Source organism: Allobosea sp. NPDC055353 (genome assembly GCF_053644975.1).
In genome coordinates, this window is record NZ_JBSHMC010000003.1 from 342,508 (window position 1) to 364,191 (window position 21,684).

The window sequence follows — 21,684 nt, forward strand, 5'->3', positions numbered from 1 at the left end:
TCATTCGCTGATAATGGAACGTTCCAAGAAAAGAACAGCGCCACGCGCATCAGGGACGAAACCATGCCGCAGCCGCAAGGCAGCAAGGGAAAGGTGACGATCATCGAGATCGCGGACGCCGCCGGCGTCTCGAAATCGACGGTCTCGCTCGTCCTCACCGGCCGCGGCGCGGTCAAGCCCGAGACCCGCCAGCACGTCCTGCAGACCATGGACCGGCTCGGCTATGTCTATAATCGCGGCGCCGCCAATCTGCGCAATGCGCAGTCCCGCATCGTCGGCCTCGTCCTCAACGACCTCTCCAACCCCTTCTTCGCCGAATTCGCGATCGGCGTTGAGAAGGTGCTGCAAATGGCAGGCTATGTCGCCTTCATGGCCAACACCGCCGAGAGCGTGGTGCGGCAGGAGCAGGTGATGCGGATGATGCGCGAGCACGGCGCCGGCGGCATCATTCTCTGCCCGGCGTTGGATACCCGCCCCGAGCACCTCGATTGGATCATGGCGGCCGGCACCGCGCTGCTGGTGGCGATCCGCCGCCTGCCCGGCGCCGAGACGAGCGTCGTCGTGCCCGAAAATCTGGCCGGCGCCAGCCGCGTCACCCGCCATCTGATCAACCTCGGCCATGAGCGCATCGCCTATCTCGGCGGCATGCATTCGATGGTTGTCCGCCAAGAGCGGCATGGCGGCTTCGTCGCCGCTATGGAGGCCTCCGGCCGCACTGTCGATCCCGCCCTCAACATCGAAAGCATGCCGACGCGCGATGGCGGTTTCGGCGCGATGAGCGCGGTACTCTCGCTCGCCGACAGGCCGACGGCGGTCGTCTGCTACAACGATGTGACCGCCATCGGGGCGATGCTGGCGGCGGCGCGCCATGGCCTTGTCGTCGGGCGCGACATCGCCATCGTCGGCTTCGACGACACCAGCGAAGCGCGCCATGTCTCGCCGGCGCTGACCACCGTCGCGATCGATCCCGTCGGCCTGGGCGAGCGCGCCGCAGCCCTGCTGCTGAAGCAGATCAATGATCTCTCAGCGGAGCCGGAAAGCTTCATCGGCCCCGCCCATCTCGTCATCCGCGAATCCTGCGGCGCCTATGAGCGCGCGCTCGCCGCCGCCGGCTGAACCCTTTCCGAAGAGACGTAACCCATGGCCTTCCCCCGCATCCTCTCCGCCGACGAAGCCGCCGCCCTGATCCCGGACGAGGCGATCGTCACGGTCTCCTCCTCCTCCGGCCTCGGCTGCCCGGATGCGGTTCTGGCGGCGATCGGCCGGCGCTTCGATGCGTCGGGCCATCCGCGCAACCTGACCACGCTGCATCCGATCGCGGCCGGCGACATGTGGGGCGTCAAGGGCATCGACCATCTCGCCAAGCCCGGCCTGCTGGCCCGGATCATGGGTGGCTCTTACCCGTCCGGCCCGTCCTCGGCAGAGCCGCCCGCGATCTGGAAGATGGTCACCGGCGATGAGATCCCGGCTTACAACATCCCGAGCGGCATCCTGTTCGACATGCATCGCGAAGCCGCCGCCAAGCGACCGGGCGTGCTGACCAAGATCGGCATGGACACTTTCGTCGATCCCAAGCATCAGGGCTGCGCCATGAATGCGCGCGCCATGGCCGAGCCGATCGTTTCCCGCGTCGAATTCGACGGCGAGGACTGGCTCTATTTCCGCAGCATCGTGCCGAAGGTCGCGATCATTCGCGCCACCACGGCCGATGAGCGCGGCAACCTCTCCTACGAGCATGAGGGCGGCCTGCTCGGCCCGCTCGATCAGGCGCTGGCGGTGCGCAACAATGGCGGCATCGTCATCGCGCAGGTGAAGCGCGTGGTCGAGGCCGGCAGCCTCAACACGCAGGCCGTCTTCGTGCCCGGCATCCTCGTCGACGCCATCGTGGTCGCGCCCGACCAGATGCAGACGACGCAGACCGTCTACGACCCCGCCATCTCCGGCGAGGTGCGCCGGCCCCTGTCGAGCTTCGAGACGCCGGCCTTCGACGTCGCCAAGGTGATCGCACGCCGTGTGGCGCAGGAATTGCGCCATGGCGACGCCGTCAATATCGGTTTCGGCATCTCGGCCAATGTCCCGCGCATCCTGATCGAGGAAGGCCGGCACGGCGCGGTTACCTGGGTGATCGAGCAGGGCGCCGTCGGCGGCGTGCCGCTGCTCGAATTCCAGTTCGGCTGCGCCTCCAATGCCGAGGCGATCGTGCCCTCCCCCTACCAGTTCACCTACTTCCAGGGGGCGGGCTTCGACATGTCGCTGCTCTCCTTCCTCCAGATCGACAGGCAGGGCTGCGTCAACGTCTCCAAGCTCGGCGTAAGGCCGCATGTCACCGCCGGCGCCGGCGGCTTCATCGACATCACCGCGCGCGCCAAGCGCATTGTCTTCTCCGGCTATTTCAGCGCCGCCGCCAAGCTCGCGATCGCGGACGGCAAGCTCGTCATCGAGAAGGAAGGCAAGGTGAAGAAGCTGGTCGAGGCCGTCGAGCACATCTCCTTCTCCGGCCCGCGCGCGATCGCCCAGGGGCAGGATATCACCTATGTCACCGAGCGCTGCGTGATGAAGCTGACGGCCGACGGCATCGTCGTCACCGAGATCGCGCCCGGCGTCGATCTGGAGCGCGATATCCTCAGCCAGAGCGAATTCCCGCTGCTGGTGCCGAAGCCGCCGAAGCTGATGGACGCGGCGTTGTTCAATGAGGCGCTCATCGGCCTCGAAGTTCCCGCGAGGGCGGCATGAGCGATCCCGTCCGCCTCGACATCGCCGCTGGCATCGCGACGATCACGCTCGCCCGCCCGGAAAAGCTCAATGCGCTCGACGATGTCATGGTCGGGCTGCTCGGCCGCTTCGCTGACGTGATCGATGCCGATCGCTCGGTCCGCGCCGTGATCCTGACGGCCGAGGGCAAGGCCTTCTGCGCCGGCGGCGACATCGTCGCCTGGGGCGGGCTCTCTCCGCTGGAGATGGGCCAGGGCTGGGTGCGCTCGGGCCACCGCGTCTTCGACAAGCTGGCCCGGATGAAGCCGCCGGTCATCGCCGCGATGAACGGCCATGCGCTCGGCGGCGGGCTCGAGCTCGCCGTCACCGCCGATATCCGCATCTGCGAGGCCCAGGCCAAGATCGGCCTGCCCGAGACCGGGCTCGGCATGATCCCCGGCTGGTCGGGCACGCAGCGCCTGGTCCGGCGCCTCGGCGGGCAGGTCGCACGGCGTCTTGCACTCACCGGCGAGATCGTCACCGCCGAGACCGCGCTTTCGCTCGGCATCGTCGATCAGGTCGTCGAGAAGGGCGGCGCGCTCGCCGCCGCGCAGGCGATGGCCGAGCGCATCTGCCAGCGCGGCCCGGTCGCCAACATCGTCGTCAAGCAGTTGATCAACGCCGCCGAGGACGAGGACAGCGGCGCCCTCATGGAAGCGCTGGCGAGTTCGCTCGTCTCCTATACCGACGACGTCAAGGAAGGCGTTTCCGCCTTCCAGCAAAAGCGCACGCCGACTTACCGGGGGGAATGAGATGACGCGGCCCGTTGCTCTCATCACCGGCGCGAGGCGTGGCATCGGCCGCGCCATCGGCATCGCCCTCGCCAACGCCGGCCACGACATCGCCTTCACCGATATCGCCGAGGACGAGGCCGTCGCCGAAGCGTCGAAGCTCTTCGAAGCGGCAGGCGCGAAGGCCCGGTTCTTCAGGCATGACGTCGCGGCCGTCGCGAGCCATGCCGGTCTCGTCGCCGATGTGAAAGCCAAATTCGGCCGGCTCGACCTCTTCGTTTCCAATGCCGGCATCGGGGCGCCCATACGCGGCGACATGCTGGAAATCACGGAGGAAAGCTTCGACCTCGTGATGGACATCAACCTGCGCGGCGCCGCCTTCCTGAGCCAGGAGATCGCCAGGGCGATGCTCGCGGACAGGCCGGAGCGGCCGGCGATCGTCTTCATCACCTCGGCCTCGACCGAGCTGATCTCAATCGACCGGGCACAATATTGCGTCTCGAAGCTCGGCCTTTCGATGTGGGCGAAGGCGCTCGCCGTCAGGCTGGCGCCGGAGGGCATCCCGGTCTTCGAGGTCCGGCCGGGTGTGATCCGCACCGACATGACCGCGAAGGTCGCCGCCAAATACGACGCACGCATCGCCGACGGACTGATCCCCGCCGGGCGCTGGGGCGAAGGCGAGGATGTCGCGGCCGCAGTCGCCGCCCTGACCAGCGGACAATTCGCCTATGCGACGGGAACGGTGATCAATGTCGATGGCGGCTTGCTGATTCCGCGATTGTAGCAAGACTGGACTGGCAAGACCGAGAAGCCGGTGGCAAGCCGGCCGCATATTCAGGGAGGACAAGATCGATGAAGGCTGTTGAGCAGCGGAAGCCCCGGAGGGGCTTGCCCGCATGAGCTACGAGTTCGATTTCGCCGACGTCTTCGCGGCCTGGCCCGAGCTGCTGCAGGGACTGGTCAACTCGCTCGTGCTCTCGGCATTGGCGATGGCGATCGGCATGGTGGTCTCGGTCGCCGGCGCGCTCGGCAAGACCTCGGGACCGAAATGGCTGGTCTGGATCATCGACGAGTATATCGAGCTGATCCGCAACACGCCGTTTCTGATCCAGATCTTCATGATCTATTTCGGCCTGCCGTCGCTCGGCCTGAAATTCTCCTCGAACGGCGCCGCGCTCCTGGCCCTGGTGGTGAATGTCGGCGCCTATGGCATCGAGATCATCCGCGCCGGCATCGAGAGCATCCAGAAGGGGCAGATCGAGGCCGGCAGGTCGCTTGGCATGCGCCCGCTCCAGATCTTCCGCTACATCATCCTGAAGCCCGCGATCCAGGCGATCTACCCCTCGCTGACCAGCCAGTTCATCCTGCTGATGCTGAACACCAGCGTCTGCTCGGCGATCGCGGCGAGCGAACTGACGGCGGTGGCCGGCGACATCCAGTCACGCACCTTCCGCAGCTTCGAGGTCTATTTCGTCGTCACCTGCATGTATCTCGGCCTCTCCGTCTTCTTCTGGTCGGTGTTTGCCGGCATCGAGCGCACCTTCCTGCGCAAGCCAACCCGGTGAGGTGAGACGATGCGCACACTCGGCTCTCCCGACATCATCTACATCCTCATGGCGGTGCGCTGGACGCTGCTGCTCTCGCTCGTCGCCTTCCTCGGCGGGGCGCTCGGCGGCGCGCTGGTCGCGCTCGCCCGCACTGGGGAATACAAATGGCTGAGGGTCGCCTCCGCCGGCTACATCAAGGTCTTCCAGGGCACGCCGCTGCTGATGCAGCTCTTCCTCGCCTTCTTCGTGCCCGGTCTCTTCGGCTGGTCGGTCGATCCCTGGACAGCGGCGGCGCTTGGCCTCTCGCTCCATGCCAGCGCCTTCCTCGGCGAGATCTGGCGCGGCGCCATCGAGGTCGTGCCGCGCGGGCAATGGGAGGCGGCGACCTCACTCGGCCTGCGCTACGCCCCGAAGATGGTGCTGATCATCGCCCCGCAGGCGGTCCGCATCGCGATCCCACCGACGATCGGCTTCCTCGTGCAGCTCATCAAGGGCACCTCGCTCGCCTCGATCATCGGCTTCGTCGAGCTGACGCGCGCGGCGCAGATCATCAACAATGCCACCTTCCGGCCCTTCACGATCTTCGCAATGGTCGCGCTGGTCTATTACGTCATCTGCCGGCCGCTCTCGGCCTACAGCAAGAGAATGGAGCAAAAGCTCCTCGTCGCCGCGCGCTAGGCGCGGCTGCGCAATACCAAGCCTACCCCTCAGAGGAGAACGCCCCATGTCACTGTTTAAATCGATTTGCCGCCGCAGCCTCGGTGCGCTGGTCTTCGCCGGCCTCGCCGCCGCTGCGCTCAATACCGCCCCGGCCCAGGCCGCCACGCCCGACGAGATCAAGTCCCGCGGCAAGCTGATGGTCGGCGTTCTGACCGACTATCCGCCCTTCGGCGGCACCGATGCCCAGCAGCAGCCGGCCGGCTACGATGCCGATGTCGCTGCGCTGATGGCCAAGTCTCTCGGCGTCAAGCTGGAGCTCGTTCCGGTCACCGGCCCGAACCGCATCCCTTATCTCCTGACCAACAAGATCGACGTGCTGATCGCGACCTTCGGCATCACCGCCGAGCGCTCGAAGCAGGTGCTGTTCTCGAACCCCTACAGCACGCTGACCATCTATGTGCTGGCGCCCAAGAGCCTGAACATCAAGACGGCGGAAGATCTGAAGCCGGTGACGATCAGCGTCGCGCGCGCCTCGACGCAGGACACCGCGATCAGCGCCGTCGCGCCGGCCGGCACGCCGCTCAAGCGCTTCGACGACGACGCAACCGCGCTGCAGGCCCTGATCTCCGGCCAGGTCCAGGCCATGGGCGCGAGCAACACCATCCTCGCCCAGCTCCTCAAGGACTATCCGCAGCTCAATATCGAGCCGAAGCTGACCCTGAAGGAGCAGGCCAACGGCATGGCCTTCCGCAAGGCCGACACGGCGCTGGCCGAGTTCTCCAACAAGTTCATCGCCGAGATCGAGGCCAACGGCGAGCTCTCGAAGATCAACCAGAAGTGGTTCGGCATCGCGCTGCCGAAGCTGCCGGCGATGCCGCAGTTCTGATCCTGAAGACGGGTGCCCGGCCTCGCGCCCGGCACCCATTTCGATTGTCACAAAACGGTTTTTGCAGATGTCCGCGACCGCCCCTTCCGCCGCCGGCCATACACTCGGCGACGTGATCATCGAGATGCGCAAGGTCGACAAGTTCTATGGCGACTTCCACGTCCTGCGCGATATCGACCTCACGGTCTCGCGCGGCGAGCGCATCGTCATCTGCGGTCCCTCGGGCTCGGGAAAGTCGACGCTGATCCGCTGCCTGAACCAGCTCGAAGAGCATCAGAAGGGTGAGATCATCATCGACGGCACCACCGTCCACGCGAAACTCAAGGGCATCGAGGACATCCGCCGCGAGATCGGCATGGTCTTCCAGAGCTTCAACCTGTTTCCGCACCTGACCGCGCTGGAAAACTGCACGCTGGCGCCGATGAAGGTGCGCGGCACGCCCAAGGCCGAGGCCGAAGCCACCGCCCGCAAGATCCTGGAGCGTGTCCATATCCCCGAGCAGGCCCATAAATACCCGGTCCAGCTCTCGGGCGGACAGCAGCAGCGCGTCGCGATCGCACGTTCGCTCTGCATGAACCCGAAGATCATGCTCTTCGACGAACCAACCTCGGCGCTCGACCCCGAGATGGTCAGCGAAGTCCTCGACACAATGGTCGAGCTCGCCGAGAGCGGCATGACGATGATCTGCGTCACCCATGAGATGGGCTTCGCTCGCAAGGTCGCAGACCGCGTAATCTTCATGGATGCCGGCGAGATCGTCGAGATGGCGCCGCCGGAACAGTTCTTTTCGGCACCGCAGAGCGAGCGCACGCGAAAGTTCCTTGGCCAGATTCTGCACCACGCCTAGCGCGGCTTTTGCCCGGGGCTCAATGTGGTAGAGTGGCCGGAATGACGCTAGCCAGTCCTGCGCGGATTGGCTGCCTCTCGTGAAGCGTCGTCAATCTGGGTATCGATTTCGCGCAAATTGCCATGCCAGCGGAGCGCACTTGCCGGACCAATCGTGGGCCTTGAGAAAGGAGCGGATCGCCGGTGGCGCCGTCTGTCCCCAGATCGGGAAGCCAAGGTGGATCCTGCGATGACGGGCCATGTCGAGCGGGGCGGCCCGTAGCGGCGGCTCGAAGCCGGCCTCGGTCTCGCGCCGCGCCTGTTCGACCGTCTGCTCGTAATCCTCGGGATAGGGCGTGGCCGTGCGGATCTCGAAGAGGTCGGCATTGCGCGCGCGTTGGATCTGTCCGGCGATGACGCGGGTATTGCCGGTGCGAGAGTAATACGCGACCAGCGTGTCCCTCCCGGGCGCGTTCGCCGCGGTTGGCGCTTCGGACGCCTCGCCGGCGACGACGGGAAGAGCAAGCGGAGCGGCCAGAATCGCTCTACGCGATAGGCCAGCGATCCCAAGTGATGTCGTCATGTACCGCCTCGATCATTCGATGAGGGGTATCTAACGCCGCCGTGTTATGCTGATTAGGGGCTATATTCCGCAAGGGCTGATAAGGCGCTCTAATCAATGCTCCACCCTAACTTCAACGACCTCGCCGCCTTCGCGATGGTCGCGCGGGAGCGCAGCTTCACCAAGGCCGGCGCCAAGCTAGGCGTGTCGCAGTCGGCGTTGAGCCAGACGATCAAGGGGCTGGAGGAACGTCTCAGGTTGCGCCTGCTCACCCGCACGACGCGCAGCGTGGCGCCGACCGAGGCTGGCTTGAGACTGCTGGAGACGGTCGGACCGCGTTTCGAGGAGATTGAGGCCGAGATCGCCGCGCTCGGCGAGTTGCGCGGTAAGGCCGCCGGCACGATCCGGATCACCGCCGGCGAGCACCCGGCGATCTCGGTCCTGCAGCCGGCTCTCAAGCGGTTCCTTCCGGACCATCCCGACATCAAGGTCGAGATCATCGTCGACTACGGCCTCGTCGACATCGTGGCGGCGGGCTACGACGCCGGCGTGCGCATGGGTGAGCAGGTCGCCAAGGACATGATCGCGGTGCGGATTGGCCCGGAAATGCGCATGGCCGTGGTCGGGTCGCCGAGCTACTTCGAGCTCCACGGCATTCCCACGACGCCGCAGGAGCTGACGGCCCATAACTGCATAGCGACCCGCATGCCGACCCACGGCGGCCTGTTCTCCTGGGGGCTGGAGCGCGACGGCCATGAGGTGAAGGTCCGATCGGACGGCCAACTCGTCTTCAACAACCTGGCCATGCGGCTGAGTTCGGCACTGGACGGGCTCGGCCTCGCCTACATGCCCGAGGACCACGCGCTGCCCCACATCCGCGACGGACGGCTGATCCGGGTCCTGGAGGACTGGTGTGCGCCGTTCCCGGGCTATCACCTCTACTACCCCAGCCGCCGGCATTCCTCCCCCGCGCTGTCGGTCCTGATCGACGCGCTGCGCTACCGGGACTGACGGCGCGTCCAGAAGCGGATCGCGTCGTCGATCCAGCCTTCGGCCCTCGTTCCGATGCCGAGCCCGAATCCGTGGCCGACGTCGGGATACTCTCGATAGTCCACCTCGGTGCCGATGCGACGCAAGGCTTCGACGCGGCGGCGCATAGCGATGGGCGGAGCGATGCCGTCCCGGTCCCCGACGAAGGCGAAGGTCGCGGGCTCGCTGGCCGCGTGATCTGAGTGAGCCGTGTAGGCCATCACCACCGTGGCCGGCTTCGGCAAGTCGGGGCCGCCATACGCCACGACGCCGTGGCTGCCGATCGAAGCGGCCATGCGGGCGCCGGCGGAGCTGCCCCAGAGCGAGTAGTCGCGCGTGTCCACGCCGAGCGCCCCAGCGTTGCGGAAGACGTATCCCAAGGCCGCGGCCAGGTCCTGGGTCGCGACGGCGCCCCCCTTGCCGGCACGATACTTCAGCACGAAGGCGTTCAGCCCGGCCTCGTCGATCGCGGCGGCATAGGGGAAGCCCTCATGAACCGAGCCGACATATGCGAAGCCGCCGCCCGGGCAGATGATGGCGAAAGGAGCGCCCGGCCGGCCGCGCAGGAAGAACAGGCCGGCATGGGCCTTGTCCGGCTCGGCGCGCCGTTCCGCTTCGGAGTATATCTCGAAGAAGATCTGGTGGCCCTGCCCGGCGTCGTCGATCAGGCGGTTCAGGCCATGAAGCGTCGAGGCAGTATCGACGTGGCTGTGATAGGGCAGCAAGGACCCGAGGGCGTCGAGCTTGGCCAGCTTGTCGTAGTCGCGGTCGTCCCAGGGCAGGATGCGGCGGGAGAACCCTGAATAGGCAGGGTGGGACAGCAGGTCGCCGATCGTGCTGTCGCCCGTCAGGCGCGCATGAGGTGCGGCGATGCTGGGACTGTGCTGAGCCACGGCGCCCTCGGCTCCTATCGCGAGGAACGGCAAGGCGAGGCAGTCGCGCCGCGACACCAGCCCGCGAGCCCGGATCGCATGATGCCGGCTCTCCTTCATCACTCCGACCCCTGCGCGGCCGCCCGCCCGCGTTCGGCGGTCGGATTGGTCCGGCTGGTCGATGCCCAGGCCACCCGAAACATCTTCAGACCGTAATAGGTCACCGCCATCACCAGCCCGGCCACGGCCGCGTAGTGGGCGAAGAAGCCGAAGACCGCTTCCTCGAAGTTCCACCAGTCCAGCGTCATCCGCATGGAGAGCTTGTCGCCGAGGCCGAGGACCGTGAAGCTCCAGACGCCGTGCAGCGCGATCGCCAGCGCCAAGATCCGTAGCGCGAACGTCCGCGGTGCGGACGGTCTCCTGATCCCGAACAGGTTGCGCGCGACGCCCATCAGCATCGGCCAGCGCAGGCCGAGATGGATCGCGACCACGATCAGCACCCAGTAGGCCGCGAGCGTGTGAATCTGCCGTGCGGTGAAGCCGCCCCAGGCCGGCAGGAACGGCGACAGCGCGTTGGAGATCAGGACGCTCGTCGCCAGCAAGGCAAGCACGGCGCCGAGCAGCGCCAGCGTGACGCCGACGTTCAATAGGCTGCGCGGCTCCCGCCGGGTCCGCGGGACGCCGCCCCACCAGCGCCGGTTGAAGGCGTTGTGGGCGATGAGCAGCAGGAACATCGCCGTCCCGGCGACTTCATGCACAAAGTTGCCGAGCCACCAGTAGGCGAAGCCGAGCAGCAGCAGCCCGGCCGTCAGCCCATCGAGCCAGAGTCGCGAGAGGAACAGGCGGTTCACGTTCTGACCTCAAACACTTACTCGATCGGGGCGCCGTTGAAGCGGGGAATACGGGAGCCGGTGAAGAGAAATTCGGCTCCCGATTGACTTTTATGGCAGGACTGGCAGCGGGCGGTGTTCTCCGCTGTGTTGATCGTCTTGTCGGGCCAGAACCACTGGAACTGCCAGTCGCCGGTGCGGCGACGCTCATCGTAGTCGGCGCCCCAACCCTGGCCTTTCTCCATCACGAAGTAGCGGAACAGCTTGCCGTCCCGATGGTCCACCAGGACGAAATGCGTGCCGGCGGGGATAGGCTGGCGGTTCTTGACCGCCTCGATCGCCGCCGGTGTCGTCATGATGTGCTCGGTGACGTTGCCGCGCTTGACGGTGGTGTAGTGCACCAGCTTGTCCAGCTCCGGGAAGGTGGCGCGGGTGGCCTCGGCGTGGACCTGCCAGCCAACCGTCATCACGGCGGCCATCGACAGGCCCGCCATGGCGAGCGGGAACCTCGGGATCGTCATGGGCGTGTCCTTCCTAGCCCCGGTATTGTTCGTCGGAGACATGCTCCAGCCAGTCGACCGTCTTGCCGTCGAGCGCCTCCGAGATCGCGACGTGGCTCATGGCGCTCGTCGCCGACGCCCCGTGCCAATGGTTGACCCCCGGCGGAATCCAGACCGTGTCGCCGACGCGGATCTCCTGGGCCGGCCCCTCCCAGTGCTGCACCAGCCCGGCGCCGGCCGTGACCAGCAGGGTCTGACCGAGAGGATGGGTATGCCAGGCCGTTCGAGCGCCGGGTTCGAAGGTGACCATTCCTCCGCTGATCCGGGCCGGGGCGGTTCCCTGGAACCGTCCGTCGACGCGCACGGTCCCGGTGAAGTTCTGGGCCGGGCCGGCGCTGGGCGGCTGCGTGCCGGCACGCTGGACCGTGACGGGCTGAGCGGTCTGGGATACAGCCTCGGCGGCAGGCATCAGTGCGGCGACAACGGCGAGGATCCTGGGCGACATCGCGATCCTCACTTGGCCTTGAAGACGTCGCGAGCGACGTTGACCGCGACGATCGCGTTGATCCCGCCATTGGGATGCGCCACGACGATGGCAGGGTATCTGCGGCTCTGATCGTGGTTCGCCGGAGTGTAGACGTTGGCGACGATATCCACGCCGTTGAGCTCGTAGCGGACCGGGTTGACGTTGACCTGGCCCGGCTCGTTCTTCGTGAGGGCGCCGCGGTAGACGAGGCCGAACGGATTTCGCTTGTAGTCGGCGACGGACGGGGTGGGATTGGCCATTGATGGACCTCCTGGCAGCGTGGCGGCGAACAGGAGCGCGGACGCTCCGAGAAATTCGCGTTTGCTGGGGGCACGCGTCGTTACGGTCATGACGACCTCCGGTGCTCGATGGGGTGGGGCGCGACGAGCCCGCTTGCAGGCGTCGCGTCGAGGCGTCAGTCCAGCTTCTTCTCGGCAAGGAACTTCGAGACCAGGTCGGCGATCTCGACGTTGTTCAGGTCCGAGAACGGGAAGTGCGTGTTGCCGCGGATGCCCGCCTCCGGCAGGTGGACGAGCGTGACCTGCCCGCCATGCTTGTTGACGGTGTCGGCCCAGACCCGCGCCATCTCCAGCCGGCCACGCCAGGCGTCCTGCGTCGGCACATCGGTGGGCTTGGACGGGATGTTGTCACCGTAGAAGATGATGATCGGCAGCTTCGTCAACGCCATGAAGTCCGCCATCGGGACGGGCACGCCCTCGATCGTGTCGAAGGAGGTCGGCACCGGCTTCGGCAATTCGCCATGCGGGAAGACGAAGCCGCTGCCGGGCTCGAAGGCGACGATCGCCTTGACGTTCTGGCTCTTGATCGCGGTCAGCCAGCCCGGCCCGCCGCTCTGGGAGTGCGTCATCTGGATACCGGGGCCGATCTTGGCGAAGAGCGCCGAGACGCCGTCCGAGACGAGGTTCGCATCGAAGGGGCCCGTATTCGGGGTCATCGCGCGTAAATACTGGTTCAGCGTTTCCGGCCTCCGGTCGAACTGGACGCTATCGAAATAGTTGGGCCAGATGCCGACCCGGAACTGGCCGAACCAGAACTGCTCATCGGGCGTCGGCTTGAGCGTCGCCTCCACCGTGCTGCGTCCGGCGTTGCCGCGCCGCGGCTGGTCGATGAGATAGGTCGCGAAGCGGCGGCGCAGGAAGATGTTCTGGAAGCCCTCGCGCCCATCGGGCGTCGTCTCCCAAGTCTTCGAGAACTGGCCGGCACCGTGCCACATCACGATCGGAAGGCCGCGGGCGTTCACGGGCACCTGGTAGAAGGCGTAGAGATGGTCGCCGTGGAAAGTCTGACCGCTCGGTTGCAGCGGCTTCAAGGGATCGAAGGTGCCGGGCGCGGTCGTCACGGAGCCGCCGGTGGCGAAGCTGCCTTGATCCTGGATGACGAGGGTTCGGCGCGCGAGCCCTGCTGGGCGGCGGCTGGCAGCGACGTAAACGTGGCGGCGCCCAGCAGAAGCGCTATCCCAAACGTGCGCATCTTCATTGCAGGCATCATTCCCTCGATCGCTATCAGCGTTCGAGGAACCTAAAGGCCTGAGCAATAATCGATTAGCCGCTTTAAATTACTAGAGCTAATTAGCTCAACTTCTTAATCGATGACTCGAGAATGCCCGCCTCTTGCGTTTCGCTCAATGACCGCTTGTGGCGCGACGCGGCCGCATTAGCGCGCATGATCCGCCATTCGGCGGAGCGCAATGATATAACGGAGCTGCTCTCATGTGAGCCCGAGCTGCCGCCGTGGGCGCCCGTGCGAGCTTCCTGTCGACATTCATGGCTCCACGGCCGAATGCTGGCGCCATCTGCTCATCACTTTCGAGAAGCTCGCTACCGCGTACCGCCCTTGGATGGTGCAACGCCCTACCCCGGCGGAGGCAGAAGCGGCTTATGTAGTAAATATAAAAAATTCGACCTGACATCGTGACTATGCGATTGTGCTTCGCTAGATTCTGTAATTATTCTACATGAGATAAATTGGGGAAAAGAGGGTTTCGCGCCCTGCGCCTGGACGCGGAGGCTCTGGATGCAGCGAAATTCGAACAAACAAGGGAGGGGACAAATGCGTTTGACGAGACGGCATTTCTTCGCCGGGGCGGCGGCCGCCTACGCCGTGCCTTATGCGGCGGGTCAGGCGTTCGCGCAGGGCAAGCAACTGAATGTGTTTGCCCATCGCGTTCTGCAGAATGTGTCCAACGGCACCGCGGGCGGCGATGTCACGGCGGGTTTCACGGCGGCTAACGGCGCCAGCATCAACTGGGCAACGTTCGAGACCGGGCCGCTGCACGATCGCGTGTTTCGCGAAGCGTCGCTCGACCAGTCGACGATCGATGTCGCCTTCCTGCTCAACACCTATGCGACGCCGCGCGTCACGACCTTGTTCGAACCGCTCGACGCCTACATGAAGAGCGACCCGATCGAGAAATTCGACGACATCTTTCCCGGCCTTGTGAAGGCGGTGACTTTCGACGGGCAGCTTTTTGCCGTGCCGTTCCGCCATGCTTCGACCGGGCTGCACTATAACGAGGAAATCTTCGCCGAATGCGGGGTTTCCGGCCCACCCAAGTCGATCGAGGAATTCATCGACATAGCCAAGAAATGCACCAGGAAGCGGCCCGACGGCACGCCTGCCGTGGGCTTTATCCTACCCGGTGTCGCCTATCCTGAGGTGATCGCCTTTGCCCGCGCCTGGGACGCCGACTTCATCACCCCCGACATGAAGGTCGTCGCCAATTCCGAGCCGATGGTAAAGGCGCTGACCGCCATTCGTCAGCTCTTCGAGGCGGGCGCCGTGCCGCGCAATCTGACCGGTATGAAGGCGGAAGACGCCAACACCTGGATGCAGACCGGCCGTGCCGCGATGGCGATGAGCTCGATGAGCCGCAACGGGCTCTACAACGACCCCAAGAAGTCGCAGGCCGCCGGCAAGATCAAGACGACGTTCTTCCCGGTCACAAAGGCATTGCTGGGAAAGTACGATGTCGCGCCTGCCAAGGTCGAGTTCTGGAGCATGGCGATCCCGAAGAATTCCCAGAATAAGGATCTGGCCTGGAAGTTCGTTAAGTGGATGTCTTCTCCACAGGCGGCGCTGGGGGCAGCCCTCAACGGAAACGGACCGGTCCGCAACTCGACCTATGATGATCCGCGCATCATCGAAGCGCTGCCCTATGCGCAGGACGAGCGGCGGGTCCTCGCCGTCTCGCGCGTGCCGCTGCCTGCCTTCAACGAAGCGGCACGCGCCGCCGACTTCTTCAAGGAAGAAGCCGAAGCTGCGGTGCTGGGCATGAAGACGCCGCAGCGGGCGATGGATGATCTTACCGTTCGCGTACAGGCACTTCTGAAATGAAGCGGGAGGGGGGAGGCCGAGGCCTCCCCTTCCCTCCCACTTAGGCAAGGCCGAGCAGGTCGGCGCGGGTCGTATCCCGGCCAAGATGAAGAAGCACGTCGGCGGCGGAGCACATAGGCGGCACGCGGCGGCATACGACCACGCCATCGTCCGGTATCAGCAACGGCTCGGGCGCGCGGTCGGCGCGCTCGAAATCCCACAGCCACCCAGCCGTTTCGCCAGCCCGCACCGTCTCGCCCAAAGCATGGGCAGGCTCGAAGGCACCGCGTCCCGGCGCACGCAGGAAGCCTCGCGGCTCGATCGCCAGCAGGCGTGTTCTCGCGCGCGGTGTTGCGACAGCATCGATCATACCGAGATGAGCGAGAACGTTCTCGATGCCGGCCCGTGCGATCTCGACGGTCCGCGGCGTTACGCATCCGCCGCCGCCCAGCTCCGTCGCCATCGCGGGAATGTCCTGCTCCAACGCCGCGGAGACCAGCGTCGCGCTGGCTTCGGGATGGCGCATCACCATCGCATAAGGCGCCGCGAAGGCCAGCATGAGATCCAGCGTACGCTCTGCCAAAGCGCGGTCCACGGGCAGGCGCCCAAAAGCGCATGGCAGATAGTCGAGCGTCCCACCGCCGCTATGCAGGTCGACCACGCAATCTGCCAAGTTCAGCAGCAGCCGGAAGATGCCATCCGCGATCTGTTCCGTGGGCAGGCCGTCCGGCTGGCCCGGAAAACAGCGAGCCAGATTGACGCGGTCGATGGGGGACGTGCGCCTGGCGGCCGCCGATGCGGCGGGATTGGCAACCGGCAGCAAGATCACACGCCCGCGCAGCCGATCCGGATCGAGCGTCCGGGCCAGACGCGACAGCGCAAACTGTCCTTCGTATTCGTCGCCATGCAGCCCGGCGGTGCACAGCAATGTCGGCCCGTCGCCGCCTTTGACCACGATCACCGGAAGGGTGATGCGACCATAGGCGGAGCGGTCGTGCGAATGCGGGACGAAAAGGGCGCCGACGTGACGCCCCGACCGATCGAGTTCGACTTCCAGCCGGGCGGGGCCGCCTGCTCCCGAGACGCCGCGTTTCATCGGGGCGCGCCGCGTTCAAAGGCGGATGCGTGCGTGAACAGCCCCGGCGTGCCGCCGGAGTGCAGGAAGACGATGGAGGACGCCTTGCCGAGCAGGCCCTGCTCAGCGGCACCGATCAGGGCGGCCATGCCTTTGCCTGTATAGACGGGATCGAGCACCAGCCCTTCGAGCCGGCCAGCGGTCCTGACTGCGGCGAGGCTCGCGGCGGAGGGGATGCCGTAGCCTGGGCCGATCTCTGCGTCGACGATGTCGAAATCCTGCCCCGAGAGACGCGTCTCGATGCCCATCCACGCGGCGGCAATGTTGGCGGTCTCGGTGATCCACTTGCGCAGCCGCGCCTCCGGTTGCTGGGCGCTGACGCCCATGACCCTGGTTGGAACGCCGAGATGCTTGAAGCCGAGCGCCAGCCCGGCCGCCGTCAGCCCGGAACCGCAAACCGCGACGACGCTGTCGGGGATCCGCCCGATCGCCTTGAAATCCTCGACGAGCTCAGCGGCACCCGACATCCAGCCTGCGACACCGACATTGGCACTCACGCCTGTCAGCTGCACGACGAAGGGGGACCGGTCCTGTCTGCGGTAACGATCGGCGATCGCCTCGATTTCTTCCTTGATGGCGGGGTGCCATGGGTCGGTCTCCTGGGTGAAGGTGACTTGCGCCCCGAAGATGTCGTCCAAGAGTAGATTGCCGACATGCTCCGTGCCCATCTTGGCGCGCAAATGCAGGTGGCAACCGAGCCCCAGCTTGGCGGCTGCGCCGGCCAGCGACCGGCAGAAATTGGACTGGCTGCCGGCCGTCGCAATCAGCATGTCGGCTCCCGCCGCGATCGCCTCGGCAAGGATGAAGTCGAGCTGACGAAGCTTGTTGCCGCCGAGCGCATAGCCGGCCATGTCCTCGCGCTTGATGTGGACGGATGCGACGCCGAGGTGCTCGGCCAGCCGCGGCGCCGGCTCGAAAGGCGTCGGCAGGCGGGCCATGTCGAGACGCGGGCGGCCGGATATCGGATCGATCGAAACAGCAGACGGGCAAGTTACGAGCATCGCGGCGTCCTGCAAGGGCATCGGCGCTCGCCGAGCGCGATGTAGATAAATTACGAAAATGGTCTCGTCAACGCATCCGGAGCCGGTGTAGGAAGGGCTGAAGCTGTCAGATGACGGGCCGCTGCCATGACGATCATGGCGTGGAGACGGGCGTCTTGACCATCGTCTCTCCCATCGAAACTCGCTTGGCCGAGCTGCACGTGGAGGCGCAAGATAGTTTTGAATTATAAGGCAATTATATCTTACGGTGTCATCGGGACCTTGCTGTACGGCTCCGGGCAGCTATCCGTGGTCCCGGACGGGAGGCTACCCGAAGCCTATAAAGGCGATCTAGGGAGTAAAATTACGGAAGCAGGCGGGTATGCTGCTGCACGCCTCTGCCGGCGGCTGATCCTCGCCCATGGGAGACTGACGCTGGGTTTGCCTGACCGGATCGCGAAATGCGTTCGTCAGGCGGCTTCGTCAACACCGATCCGGATTTCGTCGCGCCGGGGACTGCGGCGAGTGGTGCATCCGATATGATACTGGAAGGCATGGGCGTGTCCGGCCGGCATAGCCGCATCGCCATTGATGTTGCGACCCTCCCGCTCCGAGCCTGCATCGAGGTGGACGGCCTTCGCGTTCGAATAGGGGAAGGGCATGATGACAGGTGAAGCGCCGGGAAATGGTCACGCCGGAGGCGACGACCGCTTCCTCGACATATTGACCGCCCGCAGGGCCGAGCTTTCGCCATCCGAGCGCCGGGTGGCAGAGTTTGTGCTCGATGCGCCGGACAAGGTCATCCATATGTCGATCGCGACATTGGCCGAAGAGGTGGGCGTCAGCCAGCCGACCGTGCTTCGGTTCGTGCGTACGATGGGGTTGGCCAGCTATCCGGAACTCAAGCTGCGCACCGGACAGAGCATCGTCGCCGGGACGCCTTATGTTCACAGCGAAGTTGCCTCCAGCGACCCGCTCGACCAGGTCGTCGACAAGCTTGTCGATTCCTCGATCTACGCGTTGACGATGCTGCGACGGTCCATCGACCAGGAGGTGCTTGCGCGGGTCGTCGACATCCTCGCCAACGCGCCCCGCATCGATTGCTACGGTGCCGGTGCGGCGCGCATCCTGGCCATGGAGGCCCAGCACAAGCTGATGCGCTTCGGCATCCCGGTCGTGGCGTATGACGACACGCATTTGCAGCGCCTTGCCGCCGCCACGCTGCGCAAGGGCAACGTGGCGCTCTGCTTTTCCCATACCGGCATGGTGCGCGACATCGAGGCGATGGCGCTGAAGGCGCGCGAATGCGGCGCCACGGTCATCGCCATCACCCGGCCGAATACCGCGCTGTCGGCTGCGGCCGACATCGTCCTCGAGATCGACGCGCATGAGAATACCGAAATCTACACGCCGATGACGTCGCGCGTGGCCCATGCCGTGCTGATCGACATCATCGCGACAGCGATGGCTCTCCGTGGCGGACCGGCGCTTTTCGATCGCCTGCGCGAGGCGAAGAACAGCCTCGCCGATCTGCGCATTCCGCTGGCGGCGCCGGCAGGCCGCAGAACGAGCAAATCATGAGGGTCTTTGTCGCTTCGCTGGCGACTGAAACGAACACGTTCTCGCCAATTCGCATCGACCGCGGCGCCTTCGAAGATGCGTTCTACGCCCCGCCGGGCGAGCACCCCGAGACGCCCACTCTCTGTTCCGCACCCCTTGTCGTGGCCCGCAAACGCGCCAGCGAGCAGGGGTTCACCTTGATCGAGGGGACGGCGACCTGGGCCGAGCCTGCGGGCCTGGTTTCCCGGGAGGCCTATGAGGGGTTGCGGGACGAAATCCTCGACCAGCTGCGCGCCGCGATGCCCGTCGACGTGGCGCTTCTCGGCCTGCATGGCGCAATGATCGCCGAGGGTTACGACGATTGCGAGGGCGATCTGCTCACCCGGGCCCGCACGATCGCAGGGCGGGACGCGATCATCGGGGTCGAACTCGATCCCCATTGCCATCTCACACAGGCGATGATCGACGCAGCCACGATCCTGGTCACTTTCAAGGAGGTGCCGCACAGCGATTTCTTCGAGCGCGCGGAGGATATGGTGGATCTTTCCTTGCGCGCCGCCCGCAAGGAAATCACGCCGGTGATGAGTATCCTCGACTGCCGCGCCATCGCCAATTTCCTGACCAGCCGCGAACCTGGCAGGTCCCTTGTCGACGACATGATCGCCCGCGAAGGCAGGGACGGCGTGTTGAGCATCTCCGTCGTGCACGGGTTTCCGGCGGCGGATGTCCACGACGTCGGCACCAAGATCGTCGTCATCAGTGACGATGCGCCGGAAAGGGGGCGATCCGTGGCGGCCGAATTCGGTGCCCGGATCGTTGCTTTCGGCGCCAACCGCATGCCGTACATGCCCGACCCGGCCAAGGCGATCCACATGGCCCTAGCCGTGGCCGGTCAACCTGTTGTGCTTGCCGATCGCTGGGACAATCCGGGCGGCGGCGTGGCTGGCGACAGCACGTTCCTTGTTCACGCGCTGCGCGAGCGCCCGGACATCGATGCCGCGGTCGGGGCTCTGTGGGATCCGGTCGCTGTCTCGTTCTGTTTGGCGGCGGGCCCCGGTGCGCGCCTACATCTGCGCTTCGGTGGCAAGGCGGCGCCGAGTTCGGGCATGCCCGTCGATGCTGAAATCGAGGTCGTCGCGACCACACGCGATCTTGTCATTCCGTTTCAAGAGAGCCGTGTTTCCCTGGGGGCGGCAGCCTCGGTACGTCTCGGCAAGCTGGATGTGGTGCTGGCAAGCAAACGCGCCCAGACGTTCCACCCCGCTGTCTTCGAATTGCTCGGGATAGAACTCTCGAAGAAAAAAATCGTCGTGGTGAAATCCGCAAGCCATTTTCACACAGCCTTCGCGCCGATCGCCGCCGATGTGATTTTCGTGAATTGTGGCGGCCCCTATCCGCCCGATGCCGCCGCAATACCCTACCGCCGCATTCGCCGGCCTATCGCTCCACTCGATACGAATGTCTCTCCGGTGTGGATGACGTAAGTCAAACATCCGGCCCTTGCCGTAGCGACCCCGGGAGGCCGCAACGCCAATGCTCCGTCCCGTCGCCGCTACACCTGGATGCCTGGCCGCATGAGCTCTTTGCGTCGTGACGCCACTCGATGTCCGCTTTCGGGCCAGGAGCCAGAGTCTGCTCCTGGCGCACACCGGTACATGCGAGATGGCCGGCTGGGCGCTCTGACCTCTGTCTCAGTGCTTGCTAAGGATTTCACCGAGGAATTTTCGGGTGCGCTCGTGGCGCGGATGTCGAAGAACTCCTCGGGTGTCAAACGGCACGCAATATTGGCACGCCGAAACACATGAAACGCTTGGAGCTGTGCGATGGCGCTGAGGGCTACGGCCCCACAGGCTCAGAAAAATTGCTTCGACAGCTTCAAGCCTTGACCCTGGTAGTTGGATTTTATCTGCTGCCCATACAGTTTATCTGGAGTTTCGATCATGTCTTCAAAAATTAAAGTCCCAACACGCTGCCCGTGGTCAAGCATGAATGGAACATCATGACTTCTAATTTCAAGAACGACCTTACTATTGCTACTTTCAGTAATCTTTGATTTTCCGAAAAATGGATCCAGGAAACCGGCGTAGTGTACACGCACTTCGCCAACCGCGGTATCATAAGCTACCATTTCGGCGGCCTCATCTTCGCCGATCTCGATATCTTCCAGCGAGGCCATGATATAGAATTCGTCCGGCACGAGGACGAGCTCCCGCCTACCAGGGCGGCATTGGATAGGCTCCCAGAAATCGTTCCTGTCATACTTTCCGATTTGCTGAAGATCGATCAGGCCAGTGGTTTTGCGCGCCCGATACGCGACGATGCCGCCGGCAGCCGCTCCTTCCAGATCGATCGAAACAGGAAACGTCCGACTGGGACGCTTCGGGTCAGGAGCGGCTTCCCGGAACCGGAGTTGGTTGAGTGAATCGCCGGCCCGCGCAATCACCGGAAATGAGCGCGGCACGACCTCGGCGAAGAGCGGGCCAGAATAGCCAGCGGGGATCTCGTCGAAAGCGGTTCCGCAATCTGCGATGAGGCGAACGAAGATATCGAGCCTGCCGGAAGAGCTTTTGGGGTTTGCGCGGGCGCTGGTGCCCTCATCGAGGCGCAAATGTTCCTGAAGCGGAATGATATGGACGCAGTTCCGCTCAAGAACCTGAGGCTTAGTCAGATCCACCTCATGCGTTGCGAGATCGCTCAAGCGCTGGGCGACTGAATTTCCTTTACCCGGCAGAAAGCTCGTGGGAACGCGATAAGCTCGGTCCCCCAAGCGAAGATCGAGGCTCGCTGGCTGGATCGCGGCTTCATTGATCGGCGTGCTAGCGCAGATGACGCCCGCCTCAATAGCCCGCCGGATCCACTGCGACGGCCAAATTCCAAAATTCATCGTTTCTCACACCGAAAGGGTCTGGCGGATAGTCTACATGCAACGGAGCAATCAAGCCGCCATTGACCTCGTC

General features: G+C 64.9%; 21 protein-coding genes and 1 pseudogene. 12 read left to right on the forward strand and 10 right to left on the reverse strand.

Going from position 1 to position 21,684, the window contains the following annotated elements; all coding sequences use genetic code 11:
- Positions 1 to 63: 63 nt before the first annotated feature.
- From ACWIEX_RS22220 to ACWIEX_RS22255, 8 genes are all read left to right on the forward strand, one after another.
- On the forward strand, positions 64 to 1,116 hold the full coding sequence (locus ACWIEX_RS22220; RefSeq protein ID WP_454035110.1) for a LacI family DNA-binding transcriptional regulator: 1,053 nt from the start codon (positions 64 to 66) through the stop codon (positions 1,114 to 1,116).
- Between the two features lie 24 nt (positions 1,117 to 1,140).
- The gene (locus ACWIEX_RS22225) at positions 1,141 to 2,733 is read left to right on the forward strand and encodes an acyl CoA:acetate/3-ketoacid CoA transferase (RefSeq protein WP_454035111.1); all 1,593 of its coding nucleotides are present in this window, start codon (positions 1,141 to 1,143) and stop codon (positions 2,731 to 2,733) included.
- Entirely contained in the window at positions 2,730 to 3,503 is a 774-nt protein-coding gene (locus tag ACWIEX_RS22230) for an enoyl-CoA hydratase/isomerase family protein (RefSeq protein ID WP_454035112.1), read from the forward strand. The genes ACWIEX_RS22225 and ACWIEX_RS22230 overlap by 4 nt, the downstream gene beginning before the upstream one ends.
- Before the next feature lies 1 nt (position 3,504).
- Entirely contained in the window at positions 3,505 to 4,266 is a 762-nt protein-coding gene (locus ACWIEX_RS22235; RefSeq protein ID WP_454035113.1) for a 3-ketoacyl-ACP reductase, read from the forward strand.
- A 112-nt stretch (positions 4,267 to 4,378) separates the two neighbouring features.
- Positions 4,379 to 5,047 (forward strand): amino acid ABC transporter permease, encoded by a 669-nt coding sequence (locus ACWIEX_RS22240; protein WP_454035114.1) that lies wholly within the window; start codon positions 4,379 to 4,381, stop codon positions 5,045 to 5,047.
- A gap of 9 nt (positions 5,048 to 5,056) precedes the next feature.
- Complete coding sequence (locus ACWIEX_RS22245) at positions 5,057 to 5,707, forward strand: amino acid ABC transporter permease (protein WP_454035115.1); 651 nt, start codon at positions 5,057 to 5,059, stop codon at positions 5,705 to 5,707.
- A 46-nt stretch (positions 5,708 to 5,753) separates the two neighbouring features.
- Positions 5,754 to 6,575, forward strand: a complete 822-nt coding sequence (locus ACWIEX_RS22250) for a transporter substrate-binding domain-containing protein (protein WP_454035116.1) — start codon at positions 5,754 to 5,756, stop codon at positions 6,573 to 6,575.
- Between the two features lie 124 nt (positions 6,576 to 6,699).
- Positions 6,700 to 7,422, forward strand: a complete 723-nt coding sequence (locus ACWIEX_RS22255; protein WP_454035271.1) for an amino acid ABC transporter ATP-binding protein — start codon at positions 6,700 to 6,702, stop codon at positions 7,420 to 7,422.
- A 90-nt stretch (positions 7,423 to 7,512) separates the two neighbouring features.
- Here ACWIEX_RS22255 and ACWIEX_RS22260 read toward each other — a convergent pair whose 3' ends face one another.
- Positions 7,513 to 7,983, reverse strand: a complete 471-nt coding sequence (locus ACWIEX_RS22260) for a flavodoxin (RefSeq protein ID WP_454035117.1) — start codon at positions 7,981 to 7,983, stop codon at positions 7,513 to 7,515.
- Positions 7,984 to 8,079: 96 nt separating this feature from the next.
- On the opposite strand from ACWIEX_RS22260, the gene ACWIEX_RS22265 reads away from it, so the two are divergent.
- A complete protein-coding gene (locus ACWIEX_RS22265; protein WP_454035118.1) occupies positions 8,080 to 8,973 on the forward strand; it encodes a LysR family transcriptional regulator in 894 nt (297 codons plus the stop codon).
- On the opposite strand, the gene ACWIEX_RS22270 is transcribed toward ACWIEX_RS22265, so the two are convergent.
- From ACWIEX_RS22270 to ACWIEX_RS22295, 6 genes and pseudogenes are all read right to left on the reverse strand, one after another.
- Positions 8,961 to 9,983: an alpha/beta hydrolase gene (locus ACWIEX_RS22270; RefSeq protein WP_454035119.1), complete on the reverse strand. Its 1,023-nt coding sequence runs from the start codon at positions 9,981 to 9,983 to the stop codon at positions 8,961 to 8,963. The genes ACWIEX_RS22265 and ACWIEX_RS22270 overlap by 13 nt on opposite strands.
- Positions 9,983 to 10,714 carry a DUF4405 domain-containing protein gene (locus ACWIEX_RS22275; RefSeq protein WP_454035120.1) on the reverse strand — a complete coding sequence of 244 codons (732 nt, stop codon included), beginning with the start codon at positions 10,712 to 10,714 and terminating at the stop codon, positions 9,983 to 9,985. Before ACWIEX_RS22275 ends, ACWIEX_RS22270 begins: the two co-directional genes overlap by 1 nt.
- A gap of 17 nt (positions 10,715 to 10,731) precedes the next feature.
- Positions 10,732 to 11,214 carry a cytochrome P460 family protein gene (locus tag ACWIEX_RS22280; protein ID WP_454035121.1) on the reverse strand — a complete coding sequence of 161 codons (483 nt, stop codon included), beginning with the start codon at positions 11,212 to 11,214 and terminating at the stop codon, positions 10,732 to 10,734.
- Between the two features lie 13 nt (positions 11,215 to 11,227).
- A complete protein-coding gene (locus ACWIEX_RS22285; RefSeq protein ID WP_454035272.1) occupies positions 11,228 to 11,662 on the reverse strand; it encodes a (R)-mandelonitrile lyase in 435 nt (144 codons plus the stop codon).
- Positions 11,663 to 11,706: 44 nt separating this feature from the next.
- Positions 11,707 to 11,979: a hypothetical protein gene (locus ACWIEX_RS22290; RefSeq protein WP_454035122.1), complete on the reverse strand. Its 273-nt coding sequence runs from the start codon at positions 11,977 to 11,979 to the stop codon at positions 11,707 to 11,709.
- Between the two features lie 155 nt (positions 11,980 to 12,134).
- Positions 12,135 to 13,216: pseudogene (locus tag ACWIEX_RS22295) on the reverse strand (alpha/beta hydrolase).
- Between the two features lie 537 nt (positions 13,217 to 13,753).
- Between ACWIEX_RS22295 and ACWIEX_RS22300 the strand changes: the two are divergent.
- Complete coding sequence (locus tag ACWIEX_RS22300) at positions 13,754 to 15,073, forward strand: ABC transporter substrate-binding protein (RefSeq protein WP_454035123.1); 1,320 nt, start codon at positions 13,754 to 13,756, stop codon at positions 15,071 to 15,073.
- A 40-nt stretch (positions 15,074 to 15,113) separates the two neighbouring features.
- On the opposite strand, the gene ACWIEX_RS22305 is transcribed toward ACWIEX_RS22300, so the two are convergent.
- Positions 15,114 to 16,148 (reverse strand): succinylglutamate desuccinylase/aspartoacylase family protein, encoded by a 1,035-nt coding sequence (locus ACWIEX_RS22305; RefSeq protein ID WP_454035124.1) that lies wholly within the window; start codon positions 16,146 to 16,148, stop codon positions 15,114 to 15,116.
- Entirely contained in the window at positions 16,145 to 17,209 is a 1,065-nt protein-coding gene (locus tag ACWIEX_RS22310) for a pyridoxal-phosphate dependent enzyme (RefSeq protein ID WP_454035125.1), read from the reverse strand. The genes ACWIEX_RS22305 and ACWIEX_RS22310 overlap by 4 nt, the downstream gene beginning before the upstream one ends.
- 621 nt (positions 17,210 to 17,830) lie before the next feature.
- On the opposite strand from ACWIEX_RS22310, the gene ACWIEX_RS22315 reads away from it, so the two are divergent.
- Together ACWIEX_RS22315 and ACWIEX_RS22320 are read left to right on the forward strand one after the other, a co-directional pair.
- Positions 17,831 to 18,748 (forward strand): SIS domain-containing protein, encoded by a 918-nt coding sequence (locus ACWIEX_RS22315; RefSeq protein ID WP_454035273.1) that lies wholly within the window; start codon positions 17,831 to 17,833, stop codon positions 18,746 to 18,748.
- Entirely contained in the window at positions 18,745 to 20,211 is a 1,467-nt protein-coding gene (locus tag ACWIEX_RS22320) for a M81 family metallopeptidase (protein ID WP_454035126.1), read from the forward strand. Before ACWIEX_RS22315 ends, ACWIEX_RS22320 begins: the two co-directional genes overlap by 4 nt.
- 368 nt (positions 20,212 to 20,579) lie before the next feature.
- Here the strand turns inward: ACWIEX_RS22320 and ACWIEX_RS22325 are convergent, their stop codons facing one another.
- The gene (locus ACWIEX_RS22325; protein ID WP_454035127.1) at positions 20,580 to 21,611 is read right to left on the reverse strand and encodes a 2'-deoxycytidine 5'-triphosphate deaminase; all 1,032 of its coding nucleotides are present in this window, start codon (positions 21,609 to 21,611) and stop codon (positions 20,580 to 20,582) included.
- Positions 21,612 to 21,684 lie beyond the last annotated feature (73 nt).

What these genes read in the sequence shown, in the direction of transcription:
- ACWIEX_RS22220 (WP_454035110.1), top strand. Translation starts at nt 64, where the DNA reads ATGCCGCAGCCGCAAGGCAGCAAGGGAAAGGTGACGATCATCGAGATC.
- ACWIEX_RS22225 (WP_454035111.1), top strand. Translation starts at nt 1,141, where the DNA reads ATGGCCTTCCCCCGCATCCTCTCCGCCGACGAAGCCGCCGCCCTGATC.
- ACWIEX_RS22230 (WP_454035112.1), top strand. Translation starts at nt 2,730, where the DNA reads ATGAGCGATCCCGTCCGCCTCGACATCGCCGCTGGCATCGCGACGATC.
- ACWIEX_RS22235 (WP_454035113.1), top strand. Translation starts at nt 3,505, where the DNA reads ATGACGCGGCCCGTTGCTCTCATCACCGGCGCGAGGCGTGGCATCGGC.
- ACWIEX_RS22240 (WP_454035114.1), top strand. Translation starts at nt 4,379, where the DNA reads ATGAGCTACGAGTTCGATTTCGCCGACGTCTTCGCGGCCTGGCCCGAG.
- ACWIEX_RS22245 (WP_454035115.1), top strand. Translation starts at nt 5,057, where the DNA reads ATGCGCACACTCGGCTCTCCCGACATCATCTACATCCTCATGGCGGTG.
- ACWIEX_RS22250 (WP_454035116.1), top strand. Translation starts at nt 5,754, where the DNA reads ATGTCACTGTTTAAATCGATTTGCCGCCGCAGCCTCGGTGCGCTGGTC.
- ACWIEX_RS22255 (WP_454035271.1), top strand. Translation starts at nt 6,700, where the DNA reads ATGCGCAAGGTCGACAAGTTCTATGGCGACTTCCACGTCCTGCGCGAT.
- ACWIEX_RS22260 (WP_454035117.1), bottom strand. Translation starts at nt 7,983, where the DNA reads ATGACGACATCACTTGGGATCGCTGGCCTATCGCGTAGAGCGATTCTG.
- ACWIEX_RS22265 (WP_454035118.1), top strand. Translation starts at nt 8,080, where the DNA reads ATGCTCCACCCTAACTTCAACGACCTCGCCGCCTTCGCGATGGTCGCG.
- ACWIEX_RS22270 (WP_454035119.1), bottom strand. Translation starts at nt 9,983, where the DNA reads ATGAAGGAGAGCCGGCATCATGCGATCCGGGCTCGCGGGCTGGTGTCG.
- ACWIEX_RS22280 (WP_454035121.1), bottom strand. Translation starts at nt 11,214, where the DNA reads ATGACGATCCCGAGGTTCCCGCTCGCCATGGCGGGCCTGTCGATGGCC.
- ACWIEX_RS22285 (WP_454035272.1), bottom strand. Translation starts at nt 11,662, where the DNA reads ATGCCTGCCGCCGAGGCTGTATCCCAGACCGCTCAGCCCGTCACGGTC.
- ACWIEX_RS22290 (WP_454035122.1), bottom strand. Translation starts at nt 11,979, where the DNA reads ATGGCCAATCCCACCCCGTCCGTCGCCGACTACAAGCGAAATCCGTTC.
- ACWIEX_RS22300 (WP_454035123.1), top strand. Translation starts at nt 13,754, where the DNA reads ATGCAGCGAAATTCGAACAAACAAGGGAGGGGACAAATGCGTTTGACG.
- ACWIEX_RS22305 (WP_454035124.1), bottom strand. Translation starts at nt 16,148, where the DNA reads ATGAAACGCGGCGTCTCGGGAGCAGGCGGCCCCGCCCGGCTGGAAGTC.
- ACWIEX_RS22310 (WP_454035125.1), bottom strand. Translation starts at nt 17,209, where the DNA reads ATGCCCTTGCAGGACGCCGCGATGCTCGTAACTTGCCCGTCTGCTGTT.
- ACWIEX_RS22315 (WP_454035273.1), top strand. Translation starts at nt 17,831, where the DNA reads ATGACAGGTGAAGCGCCGGGAAATGGTCACGCCGGAGGCGACGACCGC.
- ACWIEX_RS22320 (WP_454035126.1), top strand. Translation starts at nt 18,745, where the DNA reads ATGAGGGTCTTTGTCGCTTCGCTGGCGACTGAAACGAACACGTTCTCG.
- ACWIEX_RS22325 (WP_454035127.1), bottom strand. Translation starts at nt 21,611, where the DNA reads ATGAATTTTGGAATTTGGCCGTCGCAGTGGATCCGGCGGGCTATTGAG.